Annotated in this window: 21 protein-coding genes; 17 read left to right on the forward strand and 4 right to left on the reverse strand. The window is 42.1% G+C overall.

Annotation, left to right across the window (positions count from 1 at the left end):
• The first annotated feature begins 17 nt into the window (after window positions 1-17).
• Window positions 18-3,290: an efflux RND transporter permease subunit gene (locus KSX81_RS01685; RefSeq protein ID WP_229070650.1), complete on the forward strand. Its 3,273-nt coding sequence runs from the start codon at window positions 18-20 to the stop codon at window positions 3,288-3,290.
• Here KSX81_RS01685 and KSX81_RS01690 read toward each other — a convergent pair.
• Complete coding sequence (locus KSX81_RS01690; RefSeq protein ID WP_120470193.1) at window positions 3,222-3,593, reverse strand: DMT family protein; 372 nt, start codon at window positions 3,591-3,593, stop codon at window positions 3,222-3,224. The two genes, KSX81_RS01685 and KSX81_RS01690, sit on opposite strands and share 69 nt — an antisense overlap.
• A gap of 15 nt (window positions 3,594-3,608) precedes the next feature.
• Window positions 3,609-4,355, reverse strand: a complete 747-nt coding sequence (locus KSX81_RS01695) for an ATP-binding protein (protein WP_004302023.1) — start codon at window positions 4,353-4,355, stop codon at window positions 3,609-3,611.
• A 183-nt stretch (window positions 4,356-4,538) separates the two neighbouring features.
• Here KSX81_RS01695 and KSX81_RS01700 point away from each other — a divergent pair, with 183 nt between their 5' ends.
• The 4 genes from KSX81_RS01700 to KSX81_RS01715 all read left to right on the forward strand — a co-directional run bounded on the left by KSX81_RS01700 (window position 4,539) and on the right by KSX81_RS01715 (window position 8,506).
• On the forward strand, window positions 4,539-5,960 hold the full coding sequence (locus KSX81_RS01700) for a tetratricopeptide repeat protein (protein ID WP_004304888.1): 1,422 nt from the start codon (window positions 4,539-4,541) through the stop codon (window positions 5,958-5,960).
• 16 nt (window positions 5,961-5,976) lie between these two features.
• Complete coding sequence (locus tag KSX81_RS01705; protein ID WP_004304887.1) at window positions 5,977-6,447, forward strand: NfeD family protein; 471 nt, start codon at window positions 5,977-5,979, stop codon at window positions 6,445-6,447.
• A 22-nt stretch (window positions 6,448-6,469) separates the two neighbouring features.
• A complete protein-coding gene (gene floA, locus KSX81_RS01710) occupies window positions 6,470-7,471 on the forward strand; it encodes a flotillin-like protein FloA (RefSeq protein WP_004304885.1) in 1,002 nt (333 codons plus the stop codon).
• A 156-nt stretch (window positions 7,472-7,627) separates the two neighbouring features.
• Window positions 7,628-8,506 carry a nucleoside phosphorylase gene (locus tag KSX81_RS01715; RefSeq protein WP_004320316.1) on the forward strand — a complete coding sequence of 293 codons (879 nt, stop codon included), beginning with the start codon at window positions 7,628-7,630 and terminating at the stop codon, window positions 8,504-8,506.
• Window positions 8,507-8,623: 117 nt separating this feature from the next.
• On the opposite strand, the gene KSX81_RS01720 is transcribed toward KSX81_RS01715, so the two are convergent.
• Together KSX81_RS01720 and KSX81_RS01725 are read right to left on the reverse strand one after the other, a co-directional pair.
• Window positions 8,624-9,283, reverse strand: a complete 660-nt coding sequence (locus KSX81_RS01720; RefSeq protein ID WP_004320318.1) for an NAD(P)-dependent oxidoreductase — start codon at window positions 9,281-9,283, stop codon at window positions 8,624-8,626.
• An 82-nt stretch (window positions 9,284-9,365) separates the two neighbouring features.
• Complete coding sequence (locus tag KSX81_RS01725) at window positions 9,366-11,273, reverse strand: ATP-binding protein (protein WP_004320320.1); 1,908 nt, start codon at window positions 11,271-11,273, stop codon at window positions 9,366-9,368.
• Window positions 11,274-11,407: 134 nt separating this feature from the next.
• Between KSX81_RS01725 and mnmE the strand changes: the two genes are divergently transcribed.
• From mnmE to KSX81_RS01785, 12 genes are all read left to right on the forward strand, one after another.
• Window positions 11,408-12,805 carry a tRNA uridine-5-carboxymethylaminomethyl(34) synthesis GTPase MnmE gene (gene mnmE / locus KSX81_RS01730; protein ID WP_004320322.1) on the forward strand — a complete coding sequence of 466 codons (1,398 nt, stop codon included), beginning with the start codon at window positions 11,408-11,410 and terminating at the stop codon, window positions 12,803-12,805.
• A 226-nt stretch (window positions 12,806-13,031) separates the two neighbouring features.
• On the forward strand, window positions 13,032-14,192 hold the full coding sequence (locus KSX81_RS01735) for a site-specific integrase (protein WP_007850371.1): 1,161 nt from the start codon (window positions 13,032-13,034) through the stop codon (window positions 14,190-14,192).
• An 11-nt stretch (window positions 14,193-14,203) separates the two neighbouring features.
• Complete coding sequence (locus KSX81_RS01740) at window positions 14,204-15,712, forward strand: hypothetical protein (RefSeq protein WP_007850372.1); 1,509 nt, start codon at window positions 14,204-14,206, stop codon at window positions 15,710-15,712.
• Window positions 15,713-15,769: 57 nt separating this feature from the next.
• The gene (locus KSX81_RS01745) at window positions 15,770-16,552 is read left to right on the forward strand and encodes a hypothetical protein (RefSeq protein ID WP_007850373.1); all 783 of its coding nucleotides are present in this window, start codon (window positions 15,770-15,772) and stop codon (window positions 16,550-16,552) included.
• A 158-nt stretch (window positions 16,553-16,710) separates the two neighbouring features.
• Complete coding sequence (locus tag KSX81_RS01750) at window positions 16,711-17,106, forward strand: helix-turn-helix domain-containing protein (RefSeq protein WP_050553477.1); 396 nt, start codon at window positions 16,711-16,713, stop codon at window positions 17,104-17,106.
• A complete protein-coding gene (locus KSX81_RS01755) occupies window positions 17,103-17,549 on the forward strand; it encodes a helix-turn-helix domain-containing protein (RefSeq protein ID WP_007850377.1) in 447 nt (148 codons plus the stop codon). Before KSX81_RS01750 ends, KSX81_RS01755 begins: the two co-directional genes overlap by 4 nt.
• A complete protein-coding gene (locus KSX81_RS01760; protein ID WP_032943295.1) occupies window positions 17,549-18,616 on the forward strand; it encodes an AAA family ATPase in 1,068 nt (355 codons plus the stop codon). Before KSX81_RS01755 ends, KSX81_RS01760 begins: the two co-directional genes overlap by 1 nt.
• Window positions 18,617-18,662: 46 nt before the next feature.
• On the forward strand, window positions 18,663-19,550 hold the full coding sequence (locus KSX81_RS01765) for a toprim domain-containing protein (protein ID WP_057097651.1): 888 nt from the start codon (window positions 18,663-18,665) through the stop codon (window positions 19,548-19,550).
• Window positions 19,551-19,805: 255 nt separating this feature from the next.
• Entirely contained in the window at window positions 19,806-20,255 is a 450-nt protein-coding gene (locus KSX81_RS01770; protein WP_007850388.1) for a hypothetical protein, read from the forward strand.
• Entirely contained in the window at window positions 20,252-20,584 is a 333-nt protein-coding gene (locus KSX81_RS01775) for a DUF4134 domain-containing protein (RefSeq protein ID WP_050553478.1), read from the forward strand. The genes KSX81_RS01770 and KSX81_RS01775 overlap by 4 nt, the downstream gene beginning before the upstream one ends.
• 51 nt (window positions 20,585-20,635) lie before the next feature.
• Window positions 20,636-20,998, forward strand: a complete 363-nt coding sequence (locus KSX81_RS01780; protein ID WP_057097650.1) for a DUF4134 domain-containing protein — start codon at window positions 20,636-20,638, stop codon at window positions 20,996-20,998.
• Window positions 20,999-21,010: 12 nt separating this feature from the next.
• On the forward strand, window positions 21,011-21,307 hold the full coding sequence (locus KSX81_RS01785) for a DUF4133 domain-containing protein (protein ID WP_007850397.1): 297 nt from the start codon (window positions 21,011-21,013) through the stop codon (window positions 21,305-21,307).
• The last annotated feature ends 78 nt before the right edge of the window (window positions 21,308-21,385 follow it).

The following is a 21,385-nucleotide window of genomic DNA, read 5'->3' on the forward strand; positions in this document are numbered from 1 at the left end:
TGCTCATGAGTAAAGATATGATAAAGAAAGGTTTTTTAGAGCGAATCCCCAGCTTTTCCCTCATCCTAATTATGACAGTATTGATGGTGATTGGGGCAGCCCTGATACCGATGCTGAGGATCGCTTATAAACCCACTCCCAAACAGGGGGATGAATTAAACGTCTCGTTCAATTGGCCAGGGGCGTCACCTCGTGTGATTGAACAGGAGATCACCTCTAAAATAGAAGGAATGGTCTCGTCAGTGGTCGGTGTCGAGAAAACGTCCTCTACCTCCTCCTACGGAAGTGGAAATGTGGTAATCAAACTGAAAGAGAATGCCAACATATCTGCCGTCCGTTTTGAAATATCTTCCCTGTTGAAACAAGTAGCCGGAAAGTTACCTGAGGGAGCCGGCTATCCCTCTTTGTCGGGAGGAGATGTCGGAAGCGGCATGAAACAGAGCTCCAGACAAGTTTTGTCTTATATCATCAATGCGGATATGGATCCGGCTTATATTCAGAATTATGTGGAGAGAAATATCAAGCCCTACCTGACACAGATTGATTATGTGCGCGAGATCACTGTTTCGGGAGCACCTCAAACTTATCTGGATATTGAGTATGACCCGATAGAGTTACATAATTACGGTTTAGAATCCAGTATAATCACATCAGGACTTCAAAACTTTTTAGGGCAACAATCTATTGTAGGAGATATTGACCGGATCGACCGCAACGGTAATAAAGAACGTATCACACTACTTCTGGAGACTGAAGCACTCGGATCTGATATTGGAAAAACGCCACTAACCACCATCAATGGCAAAATCATCTATTTGGATAATATTGCTAAATTAGATTATAAGAAACGGCGGGAAGACAATTTTTACCGCATCAACGGTCTGAATACAATCAATCTAAGTATATCAGCCGATGCTGATGTGAATATCATCACAGCTTCCGCCGAACTGCGTAAGCGGATGGAAGAGGTACAAGCCAATCTTTCAGATGGATTCTATGTCTCTCTGACTAATGATGAGGCTAAAGAGGTGCGTGAAGAGGTCAACAAACTGATAAAGCGAACATTCCTATCGCTACTATTTCTTTTTCTATTCATCTGGATATCAAGCCGAAGCGGTCGTTATCTATCCATTATCGCTGTGTCACTCTTTGCCAATGTGCTGATAGCAGTTATCTTCTTCTATCTGTTTGACATAGAGTTGAATTTAATCTCGTTAGCCGGTGTTGCCGTATCATTCGGAATAATGATTGATACCACCATTGTGATGGTGGATCACTACAGTTATTACCGCAATAGAAGTGTCTTTATTGCTATCTTGGCGGCACTGCTCACCACAATCGGATCATTAGTGGTTATCTTTTTTATGCCCGACTATGTAAAGGGAACGCTGAATGATTTTGCAACCATTATTATTATCAATCTCTGTGTTGCCCTGTTTGTAGCCTTGTTTTTTGTACCGGCAATAATTGATCGCAACGGTCTGAACCGCCGCCAAGAGAAAAAGCACTATCGTCGCTGTCGTAGAATCATAAAATGGAATAAATTCTACAATGGCTATATTACCTTTACTCAAAAACGGAAATGGATCTACATCACAATTCTGGTGTTGGCATTTGGCATTCCATTGAACCTGTTGCCACAAAAATTGGATCAGCCTTATTATTTATATGGCAATAAAGGAAAGCCAGAGCTCAAATGGTACGAAGTGCTATACAATAAGACAATCGGCAGCGAATTTTATCAAAACAAATTGCGCCAGCCGCTTGAGAAGATAACAGGTGGAACCCTACATCTATTCTCATCCACTCAATCCTCCCGCACATTTACGCAGAGTGACCCTGGTGTAAAACTTTATATATCGGCCAAACTGACCGAAAAAGGCGATGCGGAAGAATTGAATCAAAAGATGTGGCAAATGGATCACTTTCTGGCAGAATATAAAGAGATCGAACGATTTGTGACCCAAGTGAAAGGAGAAAGTGGTACTATTGAAGTAGAGTTCACCGATGAGTACAAGTATGGGGCATTCCCACGACACTTGGAGTCGCAAGTGATAAAAAAAGCGCTATCAATAGGTGGTGTAGACTGGAGCACAACAGGGGTAAGTGAGAAAAGATTCTCTAACTCACTCACACAGAGACAAGGATCACACCGCATCGGACTAAGCGGTTATAACTATGACCAACTTTACAAACATGCTGAAACGATAGTCGAAAAGATCAAAAAGAATAAAAGGGTTACTAATATCGGTATCGAGTTAGGAGGTTCCGGCGATTGGGCCAGTCAGGACAATATGGCTGATGAGATGTATATCAAATATGATATGAAAAAAATCACACTCTATGATCTGAATCTCAACCAAGGGTACTCTGCACTGTCTGCACTGCTCAACGAAGGGGCAATAGGCACTTATCGCAATAAAGACCAGTACATAGCCATTGATTACCACTCTACACAACGTGATAAATTTGATGTATGGCATTTGATGAACAGCTATATAAATGTAGGAGACAACCCGATCCGCTACTCTCATATCGGAGAGATCGGCCGGCGTTCTACCAGCATTCAAATTACCAAAAACAATCAAGTGTACTCGCTTGATGTGTCATTTGATTATATGGGACCGACTGAACTGTCCGATTCATTCATCAAGAAAACGACCGAAGAAGTGAATGCTACTCTGCCGGTAGGTTTTCGCACAACCAATACAAGTTACGGATGGTATAATGACAGGGGAACGCAATATTGGCTGATTCTGCTAATTGTTGTCATTATCTTCTTCACTTGTTCGATCTTGTTTGAGTCGCTACGCCAACCACTTGTGATTATATCGCTGATTCCTATATCATTTATTGGGACTTTTTTGACATTCTATTTTTCCCGGATTAATTTTGGAACAGGAGGTTTTGCATCATTGGTTTTATTGAGTGGATTGGTGGTTAATGCCGCGATTTATGTCATAAACGAGTACAACGCCATTCGTAATAATCATCCCGACCGAGCTAAACGAATTTCTCCCGTAAGACTCTATGTAAAGGCTTATAACCATAAGATTATCGCGGTCTTACTGACAGTATTATCTACTGTACTGGGATTAGTTCCGTTCTTGATTGATGGTCCACAGGCAGAAGCATTTTGGTTCTCCTTTGCAATCGGCACTATGGGAGGCCTACTGTTTTCAATGATCGCATTGGTGTTCTTTATGCCAATATTGATGCCGTTATTTCATAAACACGAAATACACTGCTGCAATCAGACAAATAAATGCAGCCAGATGATTCCAATGTAAAGCCTCACCTTTAAAGAAGACGGTAGTGAACACTGTAAAAATAACAAGTGTTATTACCTCTTGAATGACTTTTAGTTGCATCAATGAAAACGGGCCTCCATTGCCTATAAAGCCAATACGATTGGCCGGTATCTGACAGGAATATTCAAAAAAGGCGATCGCCCAGCTGAACGCAATCACACCAATCAGCGGAAGAGCTGCGAACCAACTGTACTCCTGTTTCATCTTTAAATGTCCGTACCAAGCAAATGTCATAAAGACATTAGATACGATCAGCAACAAAATGGTATAGAATCCTTTCATAACAATCTATTCAAATTAATCTATTTTATCCGGTAATAAATCTTCCTGTACATTGGTCATACTTCCCCAAAGACTGTAACGCGCCTCCGGGTTCATCGCTTCCAGTTGCCTCAAAATACCTTTCATATCACTCCGGCTGGACTGCGATTCATAAGGACAATTCTTCACTTGCTTCTGATAATGACGCAAAGCTGCCAATTCTACCAAATCGGCTTCATGAACCAGACACATCGGACGAATAATTGTCATATCAAACTTCTTCATCACCAACCGGGGCGGCATTGTACTGAAAGCTCCCTGATAAGTGATATTCATCAATAAAGTTTCCAAAATATCATCCATATGGTGACCGAGAGCGATTTTATTGCATCCGTGTTCCTTAGCAACTGTGAACAGGGCTTTCCGACGGTTCCATGAACAGAGGAAGCAGGGAGATTTACGTGTGTCGGTAGCAGGATCAAAAGCTGTCTCATACTGCACAAAGAGAACTCCATACGTCTCACAGTGCGCTTTCAAATATTCCGTATCACTCTGATAAGGAATATTCTTCATCACTACATGGACGGCAACGACAGAAAAGCGAGGTTTATAGATACGTGCGCGTCTCCCCAACAGTTCCACAAGCGCCAACGAATCTTTTCCTCCCGATAGTCCGATAAGGATTTTGTCTCCTTCTTCTATCAATCCATATTGCACCACTCCTTTATTAAACCGCCGTTCAATGCGGCGAATGGTTTTCTCTTCTTCCGTAAATTGTGTCATATCTTTAAAAATCGGCTGCAAAAGTAAGCGAAAAGAATGATTTAAAGAAGAATTAACATAATAGAATCACTGAAAAAGGGTTTATTTCTAATAAATTTGTACTTTTGAACAATTGATAAATGGACCGGTGCCCGAAAGCAGCAATGTTTTCAATCTACCCGTCACTCATAAACGCTCAAAACGATGAAAGGAAAATATATTCTATTTTTAATTTGCAGCCTCTTCCTTTGCGAAGTCTCTGCACAAACGTTGGAACAGGCACGCACCTTATTTACCAAAGGTGAGTACGAACAAGCCAAACCAGTTTTTAAGAAGTATACTAAATCACAACCGTCGAACGGGAATTATAATTATTGGTATGGCGTATGTTGCCTGAAAACCGGAGAGGCAGAAGAGGCGGTGAAACCTCTTGAAATAGCGGTAAAGAAACGTATCACCGGTGGACAACTCTATTTGGGACAAGCATATAATGAGACGTACCGCTTCGAAGATGCCGTGAACTGCTTTGAAGAATACATCGCAGACTTAAGTAAACGCAAGAAACCGACGGAAGAAGCGGAGAAACTTCTGGAGAAAAGCAAATCTGACCTTCGTATGTTGAAGGGGGTTGAGGAAGTATGTATCATCGACAGTTTCGTTGTGGACAAAGCAACTTTCCTGAACGCTTACAAGATCAGCGAAGAATCGGGCAAACTGTTTACTTTCAATGAATTCTTCAAGACAGAAGGAGATCATCCGGGAACTGTTTATGAAACAGAAATCGGAAATAAAATTTATTATAGCGAAAAGGGCGAGAAAGGTAATCTTGATATCTTTTCAAAGAACAAGTTGTTGAATGAATGGAGTGACGGACGTCCGTTACCGGGTAGTATCAATGCTTCCGGGAATGCGAATTATCCGTTTGTTCTATCGGATGGAGTCACCGTTTATTACGCCAGCGATGGCGAGGGATTGGGTGGCTATGATATTTTTGTCACTCGCTACAACACGAATACCGACACTTATCTTGTTCCGGAAAATGTGGGTATGCCGTTCAACTCGCCGTACAATGATTATATGTACGTCATCGATGAATACAACAACCTCGGATGGTTTGCTTCCGACCGTTTCCAACCGGAAGGAAAGGTATGTATTTATGTATTCATCCCTAACACTTCCAAACAGACTTATAATTATGAAGCAATGGAGCAGCAAGAGATCATTCGTCTGGCACAGATTCATTCGCTGAAAGAAACCTGGACGGATAAACAAGCGGTTACCGAAGCACTGCAACGATTGAAAGCTGCTATCAGTCATAAGCCCAAAGAACGCCGTGCCATGGACTTTGAGTTTGTCATTGACGACCATACGACTTACTATCTGATGAGCGACTTTAAATCCGCAAAAGCCAAGACACTTTTCCAACGCTATCAGCAGATGGAAAAAGACTATTATCAACAAGAAGAAAAGCTGAACGGCCTTCGTCAACAATATGCCGGTGCCAACCAACAGGGAAAAGCCAAAATGGCTCCTGCCATTCTCGACCTCGAAAAGCGGATACTGCAAATGTCCGAAGAACTCGATGCTCTCGAAGTGAATGTACGTAATGCAGAAAAAACAAAATAAATAATAACTCTGAACTATGGATATACTCATTATCGCCGTTCTCATTATTGCCGCAGTCATACTGTTTCTGGTAGAACTGTTCGTCATCCCGGGCATTAGTCTGGCCGGAATTTCTGCATTGGTTTGCATCCTGTATGCCAACTACTATGCATTCACCAATTTAGGTATGGCAGGAGGATTTGTCACTCTTGGCATATCAGCGGTTGCCTGCATCGGATCACTGATTTGGTTTATGCGATCGAAAATGCTGGACAAACTGGCGTTGAAAAAAGATATCGATTCAAAAGTAGACCGTAGCGCAGAAGATAGCGTCAAAGTGGGTGATATAGGAATCAGTACTACCCGCCTGGCACAAATCGGTTATGCCGAGATTAACGGAAAAATTGTAGAGGTAAAGTCAATAGACGGATTCCTCAATGAGAAGACTCCGATAATCGTAAGCCGGATCACTGACGGTACAATCATGGTTGAGAAACACAAAGAATAATATTCACTTAATAAAAACATCAATGGAATCATCTTTCTACTTGCCTATCTTTCTGATAGCCGGAGGTATTATCTTCTTGATAATATTTTTCCATTACGTGCCGTTCTTCCTTTGGTTGTCGGCTAAAGTTTCGGGAGTTAACATCTCGCTGATACAACTATTCTTAATGCGTATACGTAACGTTCCGCCGTATATCATCGTTCCGGGAATGATCGAAGCTCACAAAGCCGGTCTGAAAAATATCACCCGCGACGAACTGGAAGCCCATTATCTGGCTGGCGGACACGTAGAAAAGGTAGTTCACGCCTTAGTATCGGCATCGAAAGCCAACATCGAATTGCCTTTCCAGATGGCTACTGCTATCGACCTGGCAGGACGTGACGTATTCGAAGCTGTACAGATGTCTGTAAACCCGAAAGTGATTGATACTCCTCCTGTAACGGCTGTTGCGAAAGACGGTATCCAGTTGATAGCTAAGGCTCGTGTTACAGTACGTGCCAATATCCGCCAGCTGGTCGGTGGTGCAGGTGAAGATACGATCCTTGCCCGTGTAGGTGAAGGTATCGTTTCGTCTATCGGTTCTTCTGAAAACCATAAATCGGTATTGGAGAATCCGGATTCTATCTCTAAACTTGTACTTCGTAAAGGTCTGGACGCAGGAACTGCTTTCGAGATTCTGTCTATTGATATTGCGGACATCGACATAGGTAAGAACATCGGTGCGGCTCTGCAAATCGATCAGGCTAATGCAGATAAGAATATTGCACAGGCAAAAGCTGAAGAGCGCCGTGCTATGGCAGTAGCTTCCGAACAGGAAATGAAAGCAAAAGCACAGGAAGCTCGTGCCAAAGTGATCGAAGCAGAAGCTGAAGTTCCTAAAGCAATGGCTGAAGCTTTCCGCAGTGGAAACTTAGGCATCATGGATTATTATCGCATGAAGAATATCGAAGCTGATACTTCCATGCGTGAGAATATCGCCAAGCCGACAACAGGCAATGCTGGCAATCAGCCATTGAGCAAATAATCGTTCACAAACGCCGGAATCCGATTTCATTTCAGTCGCAAGACGTTCTCTCCTTTTCTATGGAAAAAGAAAGAGACTTCTTCTGAACTTAAATCCGGTTCCGGCGTTTCTATTTATAGATACAATCCTATTATAAAACTAAAACCTTTCAATGACATGAAAAAGTACTTTCCATCCTCTGAATTGATAATCAATGAAGACGGTTCAGTATTCCATCTTCACGTAAAACCCGAATGGTTGGCAGATAAAGTAATCCTGGTAGGTGACCCCGGACGTGTAGCACTCGTAGCTTCTCATTTCGAAAACAAAGAATGTGAAGTGGAAAGCCGCGAATTCAAAACCATCACGGGTACTTATAAAGGTAAACGGATTACGGTAGTCTCTACAGGAATCGGTTGCGATAACATCGACATCGTAATGAATGAATTAGATGCACTCGCCAATATCGACTTTGTCACCCGTGAAGAAAAAGATCAGTTCCGCCAACTGGAATTAGTGCGTATCGGCACATGTGGCGGCCTACAACCCAATACGCCTGTCGGAACTTTTGTATGTTCGCAAAAGTCCATCGGTTTCGACGGGTTACTGAATTTCTATGCCGGACGTAATGCCGTATGCGATTTGCCTTTCGAACGTGCTTTCCTCAATCACATGGGTTGGTCGGGAAATATGTGCGCTCCTGCTCCTTACGTCATTGATGCCAATGAAGAATTGATTGACCGGATCGCCAAAGACGACATGGTACGTGGAGTGACAATCGCTGCCGGAGGTTTCTTCGGTCCTCAAGGACGTGAACTTCGTATCCCGTTAGCAGACCCGAAACAGAATGATAAGATTGAAGCGTTCGAATATAAAGGTTACAAAATTACCAACTTCGAAATGGAAAGTTCGGCTTTGGCAGGACTTAGCCGGTTGATGGGACACAAGGCAATGACCGTCTGCATGGTGATAGCCAACCGACTTATCAAAGAGGCCAACACCGGATATAAGAATACAATCGATACGCTGATTAAGACAGTACTTGACAGGATATAAATCTATATTCAGGAGGATTAAATTGTAATCGAAAGAATAAAATTGCAATTAAAAGAATGTATAATGGCTTGAATCTTTCACTGATAATATGTGTGGATTCAAGCCATTGTTTTTTTATTAATAACCAATCGTAAATCTCTCCTGGTGGTGTTTCGGATATTCCAGTTCATCAATCATGGCGGCGGCATAATCTTCAACAGAGATATGGCTGTTTCCTACAATATCTACAATCATATCATCTTTTCCCAACCGATAACGTCCTGTACGTACTCCCGGACGCATATCCGCTGCCGGAGAGAAAAATACCCAGTCTATTTCCTTTTCTTTCTTTAAAAAGTTCAGATAAAACTCTCCTAGAGCTTTCACTCCCGGCAATATATTTTCGGGTACCTCACCGGAATCCATCAGACGCAAGCCCGGAGCGATAAACAAAGAACCGGCACCGCCCACCATCAAAAAGCGATTAACACCCGCTTTCTTCACTCCATCAATAATGGTCAGATAAACTTTGATTGTTTCATCGTATATATCAGGATTATTCCATCCCGGATTGAATGCACTAATAACCGCATCTGCACCTTTACAAACGGCAGTCACTTCATCAAGCGCGGAGACATCGGCTTTCACCACTTTCAGATTTTCATTCTCTATCTTTATCTTTTCCGGATGACGAACTACTGCCGTAACCTCGAAACCACGATTCAATGCTTCATTCAGAAGGGCAGAGCCCACAAAGCCGCTTGCCCCGATAAGGACTATCTTTTTCACTTTCTCCATATTCTAATATATTATAATGTTACTACTATATAATAAATAACACTACAACATTCAGAATGTTAGTTCTCTTTTAGAAAATTAATTATCCGATATAAGATTCTATTGTCTCTTTCAACCTTTCCAAAGAATAGGGCTTTGAGATAACAGCGTTGCATCCTGCCTGAATAGCCTGTTGCTGTTCAGTATAGAAAGCATACGCGGTCACTGCAATAATAGGCACAGTCAGAGAAATAGTACGGATCTTTTCAGTGGCTTGAATACCGTCCATGATCGGCATACGAATATCCATCAGAATCAAATCCGGCTTTTCGCGGATGAAACTATTGATGGCTTCCTGTCCGTTGCGTACCCATGAAATAATATATTCCTTATTCAGAAGAATATTAAGTTGGGCAAAGTTCGACTCAATGTCTTCTACCACCAATATCTTTTTACGTTTATCCTCATCGACATTCTTCTTATGCGGAAGTCTTCTTTCGACAACCTCCTTCGGTATTTCCTGATAGGGTAAATAGAGTGCAAACACACTCCCCTGCCCTAATTCTGAAGTTACTTCGATACGGCCGCCCAGTCGTTCTACAATGCTTTTACAAATTGAAAGCCCTAATCCGGTGCCTTGCACAAAATCATTCAGTTTCTCAAACCGGGTGAAAATTTGAGGGAGTTTCTCTTTGGATATACCGCAACCCGTATCGCTGACATACAGTTTCAGCCAGGATCCTTCATATTTCAAGCCTAAAGTTATACTTCCCTTTTCCGTATTTTTAATCGCGTTCGACAAGAAATTGAACAATACCTGCATCACACGGTTACGATCAGTAGAAGTCCAGTATTCTCCTTCGGGACGAATCACTTTCAATTCTACATTCGACTTCATCTTCAGCTGGTGCACTTTTTCCACTTCTTCCACTAGTCCTGCAATCTCAACCTGCTGGAAATGCATTTCCGATTTGCCGGATTCAATACGGGAAAGGGCTAAAATATCATTGATTAACTGTAATAACAAGTTACTGTTTTTCTGAATAATTTCCAGATACTCCATTTTCTCTTCTTCACTTTCTGTCACTGCGATAATCTCCGAAAAACCAACAATAGCATTCAACGGAGTACGAATTTCATGGCTCATATTAGCTAAAAAGACCGACTTCATTTTATCAGCATCTTCCGCACGACGTTTAGCTTCGATCAATTCCTGCGAACGCTGAATCCGGTCTCCGATGTCATGTATCAACGCAAGTACCCTGTTTCCTTCAAAGGGGGCGATACGTGCCTGAAAATAATGCAGACTTCCATCCACTTCAAGCGGATATTCTATTTCCTTCAACTTACCATCACGCAAACATTCCCTAATGTTACAAATAAACAAGTCGCTAACCTCCGGTGAATAAATAGATCGTCCATCTGCTCCGCGTAGCACTTCCACAGGGTGAAGCAATATCGTTCCCGGTGCCATCAGGACATCGGTAATAAAGAAATTATCATCAAAAATAAAAATGAATTCCGGCAATGCTTCAATTATTTTGCGATTATACTCTTCCAGATATTTGATATGTTGCTCCTTTTCGCATTGTGAAGTGACGTTCACCGTATATGCCAGCAGTTTACCCGGATGACTTTCGCAACTCTCTTTGTAAGACAGAAAATGATCTTCCAGCCAAATTACTTTCCCTTGTTCACTTATACAACGAACTCTAATTTGTGAGGTCTTAGAGTCTGATGAAAGCATTTCTGCAAAGGCTTGTTTATAGAATTCAATATCTTCCGGATGAATAAACCGATAGAAATCATCCATATCTTCAAAAATGATCCCGGCATCCTTTAATCCCAGTGTAAAAAAATAATCGTTTGAAAAGGAGCATTTGCCCGTAATGATATCATATTCCCACAAAGCTATTTGATGAGCTGCAAGGACAGAAAGTATTTCTTGTGAGTTCTCCCGTATGAGTTCACTCTTTTCATTGGAAGAATATAAATTAATCGCTGGTTCCATAAGCATTATTGTTTTATTTTGTTTGGTGTACCACTGCATGGCAGCAAATATAAACAAATAAAGCACAAGTTGTGCTCAATTTTCTGTTTTTTACTTAGAAACAATTATCTTTGCTCATCCAAAAAGAAAAAAGAATGATTCAAGATACTATCTGCGCCATCGCTACCGCTCAAGGCGGTGCTATCGGAAGCATCCGCGTTTCCGGTCCGGAAGCTATTTCTATTACCGGCAGCATCTTCAAGCCAGCCAAAGCTGGCAAATTATTAAGCGAACAGAAACCATATACTTTGACATTCGGGCGTATTTATGACGGAGACGAGATGATTGATGAAGTACTCGTCAGCCTTTTCCGTGCTCCTCATTCATATACGGGAGAAGACAGCACGGAAATCACGTGTCATGGTTCTACTTATATTCTTCAACAGGTGATGCAGCTGCTTATTAAGAACGGTTGCCGCATGGCCAAGCCGGGAGAATATACGCAACGTGCTTTCCTCAATGGAAAGATGGATTTAAGTCAGGCAGAAGCTGTGGCGGACTTGATTGCTTCTTCATCTGCTGCCACTCACCGATTGGCAATGAGCCAGATGCGGGGTGGATTCAGTAAAGAGCTGACAGATCTACGCAACAAGTTGTTGAATTTCACTTCCATGATTGAATTGGAGTTGGATTTCAGCGAAGAGGATGTGGAATTTGCCGATCGTTCAGCATTAAGGAAACTGGCAGATGAAATTGAACAGGTCATTTCGCGGTTGGCTCATTCATTTAGTGTCGGCAATGCCATTAAGAATGGTGTTCCCGTAGCTATCATCGGTGAAACAAATGCCGGAAAATCGACTTTACTAAATGTATTATTGAATGAAGATAAAGCCATTGTCAGTGATATTCACGGGACAACACGTGATGTAATCGAAGATACTGTCAATATCGGAGGAATCACTTTCCGGTTCATTGATACCGCCGGAATCCGGGAAACCAATGACACGATTGAAAGTTTGGGTATTGAACGTACTTTTCAGAAGTTGGATCAGGCGGAGATTGTTCTTTGGATGGTAGATGCTGTGAATGCCGCTTCTCAAATAGAACAGTTATCGGAGAAAATAATTCCACGTTGCGAAGGAAAACATTTGATTGTTGTATTCAATAAGGCTGATTTGATTGAAGATAAACAGAAAGAGAATTTATTATCTTTATTAAAAGACTTCCCCAAAGAATCTACGGAATCTATTTTCATCTCGGCCAAACAACGGAAGAATACAAGTGAGCTACAAAAAATGCTTATTGATGCCGCACACTTGCCTACAGTGACACAGAATGATATTATTGTGACAAACGTAAGACATTACGAAGCTTTAAACAAAGCTTTGGAAGCTATTCATAGAGTACAAAACGGACTTGATTCGCAGATTTCCGGGGATTTTCTTTCGCAAGACATACGAGAGTGTATCTTCTTCATTTCGGACATAGCGGGTGAGGTTACGAATGATATGGTACTTCAAAATATCTTTCAACATTTTTGCATCGGGAAATAACCCAGAGAAAATAAAAGCATAAAAAGAGAAAATATAAATCTGTAAAGTGCGTAAAATCAATAACTTTCAGAGAATTTATATTTTCTCTTTCTCTCCGTTTTTTCTGCCTGTTTTCATATTTTTTTTGTATTTTTGTCCCCAGATTGTCCCCCGTAAGGGACACGAGGGACAAAATTCTGTCCCTCGGAGACAATAAATCACATTTCTCATTAAATAGGAACAGGCTATGACTAAAAAAACAACAATCCAAAAAGAACCTGTAAAGCTACGGGAAAAGAAGTTGGCAAACGGTAACGTGAGCTTGTATCTCGACATCTACAGGAATGGGAAACGCCAGAAAGAGTATTTGAAACTTTATCTAATCGATGCCACTACTCCACTGGAGCGTGAGCAGAACAGACAGACATTGGCAACCGCTCAGGCTATAAAATCCAAACGCCTCATTGAAATGCAGAACGGAGAGTATTCTTTCACTCGCCAATTTAAAGAAGATACTCCTTTTTTGGAATACTATCGGAAGATGGTTGAAGAAAGACACAAGAATCCAGAATCTGAGGGAAACTGGGGTAACTGGAGAAGCTGCTTGCGTTATCTCGAAATCTATTGTGATGAGAAAACCACATTCAAAGATATTACTCCGGAGTTTATAAACGGCTTCAAGGATTTTTTGAACAACGTGGAGAAAGACACTCACAAGCGAACCGGTCCACGTAGGGAAAGAGACGTGTTCCAAGGATTATCCCAAAATTCAAAGGTCTCTTATTTCAACAAGCTCCGTGCCTGCATCAATCAGGCTTACGATGAAAGAATCATTCCTGTAAATCCTTTGCGTGGAATCGAGGGATTCAAAGCCGCAGAAGTAAAGCGTGACTATCTGACTTTGGAAGAGGTAAAACAGTTGGCTGCTACTCCTTGCCGCTATCCTATTCTAAAAAGAGCTTTCCTCTTTTCATGCCTGACCGGACTTCGTAAAAGCGATATTCAGAAACTCACATGGAGCGAAGTTCAAAAATTTGGAGACTATACGCGAATCGTATTTAAGCAGAAAAAGACAGGCGGACAAGAGTATCTTGACATCTCCTCACAGGCAGAAAAATACCTTGGCGAAAGAGGTAACCCGGAAGATCCTGTCTTTACCGGATTTACATACGGAGCTTGGACTTCATTGGAATTACAGCGTTGGAGTATGGCTGCCAATATCAATAAGAATTTAACCTTCCACTGTGGGCGGCATACCTTCGCCGTGCTTATGCTTGACTTGGGTGCAGACATCTACACCGTATCAAAACTTTTAGGACACAAAGAACTGGCCACAACACAAATTTACGCGAAGGTGCTTGACAAAAACAAGCAGAATGCTGTATCGTTGATTCCTGACATTGATTAAATCCTGTGCTTATGACAAGACAAGAAACCGTTATAAAGATAACGAAGATTACCCGAATCGTAGGCGAAATGAAAAGCCAGCTGGATCTGGATGATGAAATAGAATTTGAAGCACTTGACTCTTCGTGGATGAATATCGGGAAATGGGCGGAAGAGATTTGTCAATATATGGAACAAGCCCCCTCTCCTCTTTTGGCCGACCTTATCGCAAACAACGAATTTACTACCCCGGTGGTAAACTATGTACAAAGCCACAGACAGGAAATCGATTCTGCATACGTCAAGATAGTGGACTGTTATGCGGAAAATATGCAATCTTTGCTGTCGCTTTGCGAAAGACAAGAAGAAGAGTTGAAAGGCGAATATAAAGATTTGATAGAGCCTTTGGCCAATGAACAGGTGGCTACATTATTACAAAGAGCCATACGTGCTGGTCTCTTGGATGAACACTATCAGCCGGAACCGCAAACAAAGCCGATACAACTGAAAGTAATCGCCTATGCCGTATCTACTATATGCAGGTTTCCCAACACATACGTCTATTTTGAAAAACAATGGAAAAGGGAAAACGGAAGGCGATTCAACACTTGTCGTGTTCCAAGGTACAATACCGAACTTTACGACACTGCAAAAGTTCTTTACCCGGAAGTTGACTTTAATGAATTTGAGCCTGTACACAAGACGGAAACTTTCTATACACCGCAAGATGAAGAAGATATAAAAGAGCTGTACCGGGACTTAATAAAATATAAATACATTGCTCCAGACACTGAAATTGAAACATTTGCCGGCATCTTAGACAAGGCAAAATTCTGTAAGCCTGTAGAATGGATGAAAACGCAACGGCAGTTATCTTTTTTCGTATATCAGGCTTTTTACAAATTCAACAAGAAGGACTTGTGGGTAAAGGGAGAATGTTGTTTCAGCATAAAAGGACATACCCCTCACAAAGGATGTTTCGTATCGGGCTACAGTTGGATTAAGCGAGCAGGATGGTTGGATCGGTATGATGCCAAATTAAAAGCTATTTGCGACAAATTCAATCACATCGAAAATACACCCGATGAAGAAGCCACAGATGAACGGCTTATCCATACGAGTAAAGTTGTATTCCATACTCCAAATAGCGAAAATGAGATACTTTCAATGTTCTCTGCACTGCTTGATGGCGGATATATTGCTGCCGATACGACATTTGCCGCATTCAAAGGGATTTTTGATGAAACAGTATTTGAACAACCGATAGTATGGATAAAGACCCAATCTCGACTTATGTACTTCGCTCATTTGGCCTTTAAACCACACAATCCCTATGATGTATGGGTGAAGTGCGTGAATTGTTTCCGTTTGCAAAACGGTAAAGCACCTAACAGAGAGAGTATGGATAGCAATTTCCGCTTTATCGTAAAAAAAGGATTATTGGAAACATACGACATCCGCTTAAAAACCATTGCAGACAACTATCTTAGCAGCAAGGAAAAAGATACAGCTTCCTCCATGGAGGTTAGCGTTAGTACTTAATACATTATTTTATGACAAAGAAATTATCTTTGCACCTCTCTCTTTTTGAAAAGAGCGATGCGCGGTTTTCAAGGAACACCAGCGCAGACCGGTAAAGAAGGGCTATTCCGGTTGGTTGGACAAGCCCAAGTATCTTACAAGGAAGAAGTCGTAACACGACAAAAAAGTTACAGGCGATATGTGCTTGACTTTATCCATTCAAAGCGGTTTCATGATGCAACAGACGCATGGAGCAAAAATGAACATCAAAAGAACTATCACACGGTAGTTGATCTTTTGAAAAACCACGAAAAGCTTGTCCGCAGGTATTTTGACCAAGAAACATTTGATGGCATCGGTGTCTCGATGCTTCTTGAGGATTTTTATACCGCTGACCTGCAGAATGCCATTACACCTATTGAACCCAACCAAATCAGTTCGGGTATTTCGGTATTGAGTGATTCCAATTTTTCTATAGAGCCATTGCTTGACAAACACACCCTTGACCTCATTGTGCAACTCGCCAATGAGGTCTGTTTGTTTAAGGAGGTCCTGAATGCTGACGATGTTGCCGGCCGTTATTCGAAAGACACCTTGCCGACCGTAACCTCTAAGAACAATACCAGGTTGGTATTGCTGTTGGACAAACTGGCTTCACATGATGTTATAAGCTATAATTGGCAGTCCGTAATTGCCAGGAAACGGCTTATCATCAGTTCTTCAGGAAAGAAACACCTGACCCAGCACGATATGTCGTCCACCCTCAATCGCATAAAAGACACGACCCCCAATGTCGCTGACAAGCAGTTTTTGGCAACCATAGACAAGTACATCGTTCTAATCAAAAGCAGAGAAGTGTAACAAAGGAATGACGGTTTGTTGAGAACCGTATTGAGAGTTGTGTTGATACTCAATAATCTCAAAATAATCAAGCAAATACACTTATCTACCTTTGCCCTCCGTAATCGATTACCCACGGAGGGCATACCTCCTATTGTCAAATTCAACAACATCAATCAATGAAACATCGAAGAACGGCAAATGAAAACAATATGCTCTCCAAGATGGAGAACATGATTTCCATGATGGCATCGGAGAAACCCTTTGAACGGCTCCAGACGTTGGAACAAAAGATTAACGAAGTGGATAAAATCCAAACCATCGAAAATTACATCATACAGTTGAAAGAACGTATTTGGGCTGTCAAAGAGGTGCTGACTACCGCTGAAGCCTCCGCTTATCTCGGTTTGTCCGAAAGCTATATCTACAAGCTCACTTCACTCAAACAAATACCGCATTACAAACCCAACGGCAAATTAGTGTATTTCAATCGAAAAGAACTTTGCGAATGGGCAATGAGAAATCAAGTACAAACAGTCGGACAACCAGCCACTATAACAGGAGAAAAAATATGAACAGAAAAGAAATAGATTTATTACTCTCTCGCATGGAGGGACTGAAATCGCTCCTTGAAGACAATTCCTTGGAAAACTTCCAGCAAGAAATATTGAGAGTTGAAAATTTCCTGAAACGATTCGGATCTTTGGACGAACTGCTAACCCATCTTGGGAATGTGGAGAAAATCGCTTATACGGCAAAAGATTTTCTCAATATAGACGAAGTGGCAGCGTATCTACAAGTGTCCAAAGGGTACGTTTATAAGCTGACCATGCTAAAAGAGCTTACCGTATATAAACCTAATGGGAAAAATATCTTCATTCTCAGAGACGACCTGAATCAATGGATAAAACGCAACCCTTCCTTCTCCAATAGCGAGATTGAAAGGCAAGCAAATATCATTGCTTATGCCTTGAATCAGAAGAATAAGAACAAAACAACAAAAGGAGGCCGAAAATAATGCAAGCAGATATGATGCAACCCAACAATTACCGGATTGACGAAGCAAAATACAAATCTTTACTGAAATATATCAGGCTGAGTGTTACCGAAAAGTATGAGTTTCCACAGGAAATCGTACAAATAGACGGCGTTACCATTGCCACGATAGGAAATTTCAGTGCTTCCACCGGTAAACCCAAAAGCAAAAAGACATTCAATGTCAGTGCCATTGTCGCATCGGCTCTCTCCGGAAAGGAAATTCTAAAGTACAAAGCAGAACTGCCATCTTGCAAGAATAGAATCCTATACATCGACACAGAACAAAGCAAGTGTCATTGCCACAAAGTACTTCATCGAATCCTTAAACTGGCAGGACTCCCTACCGACCAAGAAAACGACAATATCCAGTTTTTGGTTCTGCGAGAATACACTCCCGACCAAAGAAGAGACATTATACGATGGGCACTCCACGAAGAACAAAACATCGGACTCGTAATCATTGACGGCATCCGTGATTTGATCCATGACATAAACAGTCCCAGTGAATCTCTTGACATAATCAACGAACTGATGAGATGGTCAAGTTATTACGAGCTGCACATCCACACCGTGTTACATCTAAACAAAGGGGATGACAATACCAGAGGGCATATCGGAACAGAACTGAACAATAAGGCCGAGACTATCCTGCAAATATCAAAAAACAATGAAAATGGGAAAATCAGTGAGGTAAGGGCCATGCACATAAGAGACCGGGAATTTACACCTTTTGCTTTTGAAATCGGAGAAGACTCTCTCCCGCACTTGGTAAAAGAACACCAATTCAAAAAGAACAAAATGGACAGACTGACTTCCTATACGGATATGACCGAGCAGCAACACCGAACCGCCCTGGAATCAACCTTCGCAGAAAGTGCGGAATATGGCTATCAGTCTCTGCTTGATGCTCTAAAAAAAGGATACGAGAGCATTGGGTATTCACGAGGAAGAAACACACTGGTAAACTTGTGTAAATTTCTATTGGAACATCATGCCATTACAAAAAACGGCCGTACCTATTCCTATAACCCTTCATTCCACCTCTAACCGGTATGGTTTAGTTTGTGGGTATATATAAGTAAACCATACTAAAATGAATATCAACGAAGCAAAACAGATACGGCTTGTGGAATATCTACGGATAACCGGCCACCATCCAGTCAATATCAGGGGGTATCAGTATTGGTATCTCTCGCCGCTAAGGGAGGAACGCACCCCGTCTTTCAAAGTCAATGACAATCTCAACGAATGGTACGATTTTGGACTTTCTGCCGGTGGGGACATCATAGAACTTGGGAAATACCTCTATAAAACAAGCAATGTAAGTACGGTACTGCTGCGTATCAGCGAGAATGCCATTGGTGTGCCTGGACAACAGTTGCAGAGCCGAACCGTCCGACCCTGCCCTGTCGAAGATGAGATGGAGAATGTGGAAGTGGTGGATTTGAACCACTACGCCCTGCTGTCTTATCTGCGTTCAAGAGGCATAAATGAAGAAGTCGGCAGAACCTATTGTAAGGAGATACACTATGAACTGCGCAAACGGCACTATTTTGCCATAGCCTTTGAGAACATCAAGGGCGGTTACGAAGTCCGCAATCCTTATTATAAAGGATGTATCAAAGGCAAGGACATATCCGTCATCAGGTACAACAGGGATGTCATCCAAAGACACGTCTGCGTTTTTGAAGGGTTTGTGGATTTCCTCTCTTATCTAATGTTGCATAAAAAGGGAGATTACCACGTATGTGTTGACATCCCGACCGATTTTCTTGTAATGAACTCCATAAGCAACTTGAAAAAGTGTCTTCTGGAACTGGAGCAATATATTTTCATCCATTGTTATCTGGATAACGACCTCGCCGGGCAAAAGACCGTCGAGACCATTGCCGGACTTTACGGGATAAAGGTAATCGACCACTCCAAAAACTACTACAACTACAAAGACCTGAATGACTATCTGAGGGGAAAAAGGCGTTAGTCTTTGTCTTCCCTCTGATAGCATATCACAACCCATAGAAGGCTCTCCCTAACAAGGAGGGCTTTTCGTGTTTATATGCACTCGTCAAACGTCTGAAAATTCATTCAAAGTATGATATTTGAGTATGATTTTAGATTTTTACCCAAAAATGTTTAAGATTCTGCCTGATTTCTCAGATATTTTTCAGAGTATGAAAATATTGTATTTCCTTTACAGTCATATTTTAATCATATTCTAATTTCAGACTATAAAAATATGAAAGCATACTTCATTTTCGTCCTTGTGCTGACCGTAGCATACATCGTATATTATGCGGTAATGATAACCAAAGACCTTCACGGAAACGGTGAAAAGAAGAAATCCGAGGAAGAAGAGTTCGACGTGAGCGAATTTGATGCGGAAGAAAGTGTCAGCGTGGTGGAGAACGACAAGGGGTTCAATGTCGGGGACAACGAGTATGAGACACACTACGTTGATGAAACGCAGTCTGTGTCGGACGATAAAGAACCGGAGAGCGAAAAGCACAAGCAGGATGTGGTTGAAGCAATCAACCACAGGATTGAGGAAAAAATGGAAGAGACACATGCCACTTTCTCCAACCCTTACAATTCCGCAGAGCTATACAAATTGATGATGGGAAAAGGTCTTGGCAACTCCCCATCCAACGGAGGTGTAACCATAAAACCGGCAATAGACGAACTATGACAGGATGGAACATCAAAAAAGCAATAACTCCAATCTTCATGCTGCTGCCTTGTGCGGTCTTCGCAAAGAGCGGCAGCGTGAATTACTCTTGGGGCGCAGACGCATTGGCTTCGATGCACGACTTTGTCGTAACGATGATGATGTACGTCCAGTATATCATTTATGCGGTTGCAGGAGGTTTTGCGGTCATAGCCGCATTCCAGATATACATCAAGATGAACACGGGCGAAGACGGAATCACCAAGCATATCCTCACGCTGGTAGGAGCCTGCCTCTTCATTATCGGGGCATCCATCGTATTTCCGGCATTCTTCGGCTACCGAATTTAGAGAATCACGAGTGTAAAACAATAATTAAAGTCCAATTAAAACGAAACAAGCATGTTTGAAAAAGCAAAACGATTCGCAAAGAAGATTGCGACCTCCAAGAAAGCGCAGATGACCTGCCTGATGATGGTGTGTGGTGTAACCGCAATGATGGCACAGACCACCGCAGGAGACTATTCGGCCGGTACAGCGGCATTGACCCAAGTGAGCGAGGAAATCGCCAAGTATGTTCCCATTGTGGTAAAACTGTGCTACGCCATTGCCGGTGTGGTTGCCGTAGTGGGTGCAATCTCGGTTTACATCGCGATGAACAACGAGGAGCAGGATGTCAAGAAGAAGATCATGATGGTGGTCGGAGCCTGTATCTTCCTCATCGCGGCAGCCCAGGCACTTCCTCTGTTCTTCGGTCTCTCTTAAAGCACAGGCGGTATGGACGGCAGAGAGGAACACTATCCCGATTATCCATTGTTCAAGGGGCTTCAACGTCCCCTTGAATTTATGGGTATTCAGGGACGATACATCTATTGGGCGGCAGCTACGATAGGCATTGCCATAGTCGGCTTTATCATAGCCTACTGTCTGGCAGGATTCGTTCTCGCACTGATTGTACTGGCAGTTACCGTAACAAGCGGTGCCGGACTGATTCTGTTCAAGCAGCGCAAGGGGCTGCACAGCAAACGACAGGAACGAGGAGTGTTCATCTATGCCTATTCCAAGAAAATGTAACAGAAAACCATTTGACCATGAATAGATATATTGAATGTTGAACGTGGGTAGGCTTGTCCTTTGATTAGGTCAGCCTGC

The organism is Bacteroides sp. MSK.18.37 (assembly GCF_019129155.2).
GTDB classification, from domain to species: Bacteria; Bacteroidota; Bacteroidia; order Bacteroidales; family Bacteroidaceae; genus Bacteroides; species Bacteroides ovatus.

Bases quoted from the DNA above. Each gene is read 5' to 3' on its own strand.
- floA (WP_004304885.1), top strand. From the start codon at position 6,470: ATGGAATCATCTTTCTACTTGCCTATCTTTCTGATAGCCGGAGGTATT.
- KSX81_RS01745 (WP_007850373.1), top strand. From the start codon at position 15,770: ATGCGCGGTTTTCAAGGAACACCAGCGCAGACCGGTAAAGAAGGGCTA.
- KSX81_RS01760 (WP_032943295.1), top strand. From the start codon at position 17,549: ATGCAAGCAGATATGATGCAACCCAACAATTACCGGATTGACGAAGCA.
- KSX81_RS01750 (WP_050553477.1), top strand. From the start codon at position 16,711: ATGAAACATCGAAGAACGGCAAATGAAAACAATATGCTCTCCAAGATG.
- KSX81_RS01690 (WP_120470193.1), bottom strand. From the start codon at position 3,593: ATGAAAGGATTCTATACCATTTTGTTGCTGATCGTATCTAATGTCTTT.
- KSX81_RS01765 (WP_057097651.1), top strand. From the start codon at position 18,663: ATGAATATCAACGAAGCAAAACAGATACGGCTTGTGGAATATCTACGG.
- KSX81_RS01735 (WP_007850371.1), top strand. From the start codon at position 13,032: ATGACTAAAAAAACAACAATCCAAAAAGAACCTGTAAAGCTACGGGAA.
- KSX81_RS01740 (WP_007850372.1), top strand. From the start codon at position 14,204: ATGACAAGACAAGAAACCGTTATAAAGATAACGAAGATTACCCGAATC.
- KSX81_RS01785 (WP_007850397.1), top strand. From the start codon at position 21,011: ATGGACGGCAGAGAGGAACACTATCCCGATTATCCATTGTTCAAGGGG.
- KSX81_RS01705 (WP_004304887.1), top strand. From the start codon at position 5,977: ATGGATATACTCATTATCGCCGTTCTCATTATTGCCGCAGTCATACTG.
- KSX81_RS01715 (WP_004320316.1), top strand. From the start codon at position 7,628: ATGAAAAAGTACTTTCCATCCTCTGAATTGATAATCAATGAAGACGGT.
- KSX81_RS01700 (WP_004304888.1), top strand. From the start codon at position 4,539: ATGAAAGGAAAATATATTCTATTTTTAATTTGCAGCCTCTTCCTTTGC.
- KSX81_RS01780 (WP_057097650.1), top strand. From the start codon at position 20,636: ATGTTTGAAAAAGCAAAACGATTCGCAAAGAAGATTGCGACCTCCAAG.
- KSX81_RS01770 (WP_007850388.1), top strand. From the start codon at position 19,806: ATGAAAGCATACTTCATTTTCGTCCTTGTGCTGACCGTAGCATACATC.
- KSX81_RS01720 (WP_004320318.1), bottom strand. From the start codon at position 9,283: ATGGAGAAAGTGAAAAAGATAGTCCTTATCGGGGCAAGCGGCTTTGTG.
- KSX81_RS01755 (WP_007850377.1), top strand. From the start codon at position 17,103: ATGAACAGAAAAGAAATAGATTTATTACTCTCTCGCATGGAGGGACTG.
- KSX81_RS01695 (WP_004302023.1), bottom strand. From the start codon at position 4,355: ATGACACAATTTACGGAAGAAGAGAAAACCATTCGCCGCATTGAACGG.
- KSX81_RS01775 (WP_050553478.1), top strand. From the start codon at position 20,252: ATGACAGGATGGAACATCAAAAAAGCAATAACTCCAATCTTCATGCTG.
- mnmE (WP_004320322.1), top strand. From the start codon at position 11,408: ATGATTCAAGATACTATCTGCGCCATCGCTACCGCTCAAGGCGGTGCT.
- KSX81_RS01725 (WP_004320320.1), bottom strand. From the start codon at position 11,273: ATGGAACCAGCGATTAATTTATATTCTTCCAATGAAAAGAGTGAACTC.
- KSX81_RS01685 (WP_229070650.1), top strand. From the start codon at position 18: ATGATAAAGAAAGGTTTTTTAGAGCGAATCCCCAGCTTTTCCCTCATC.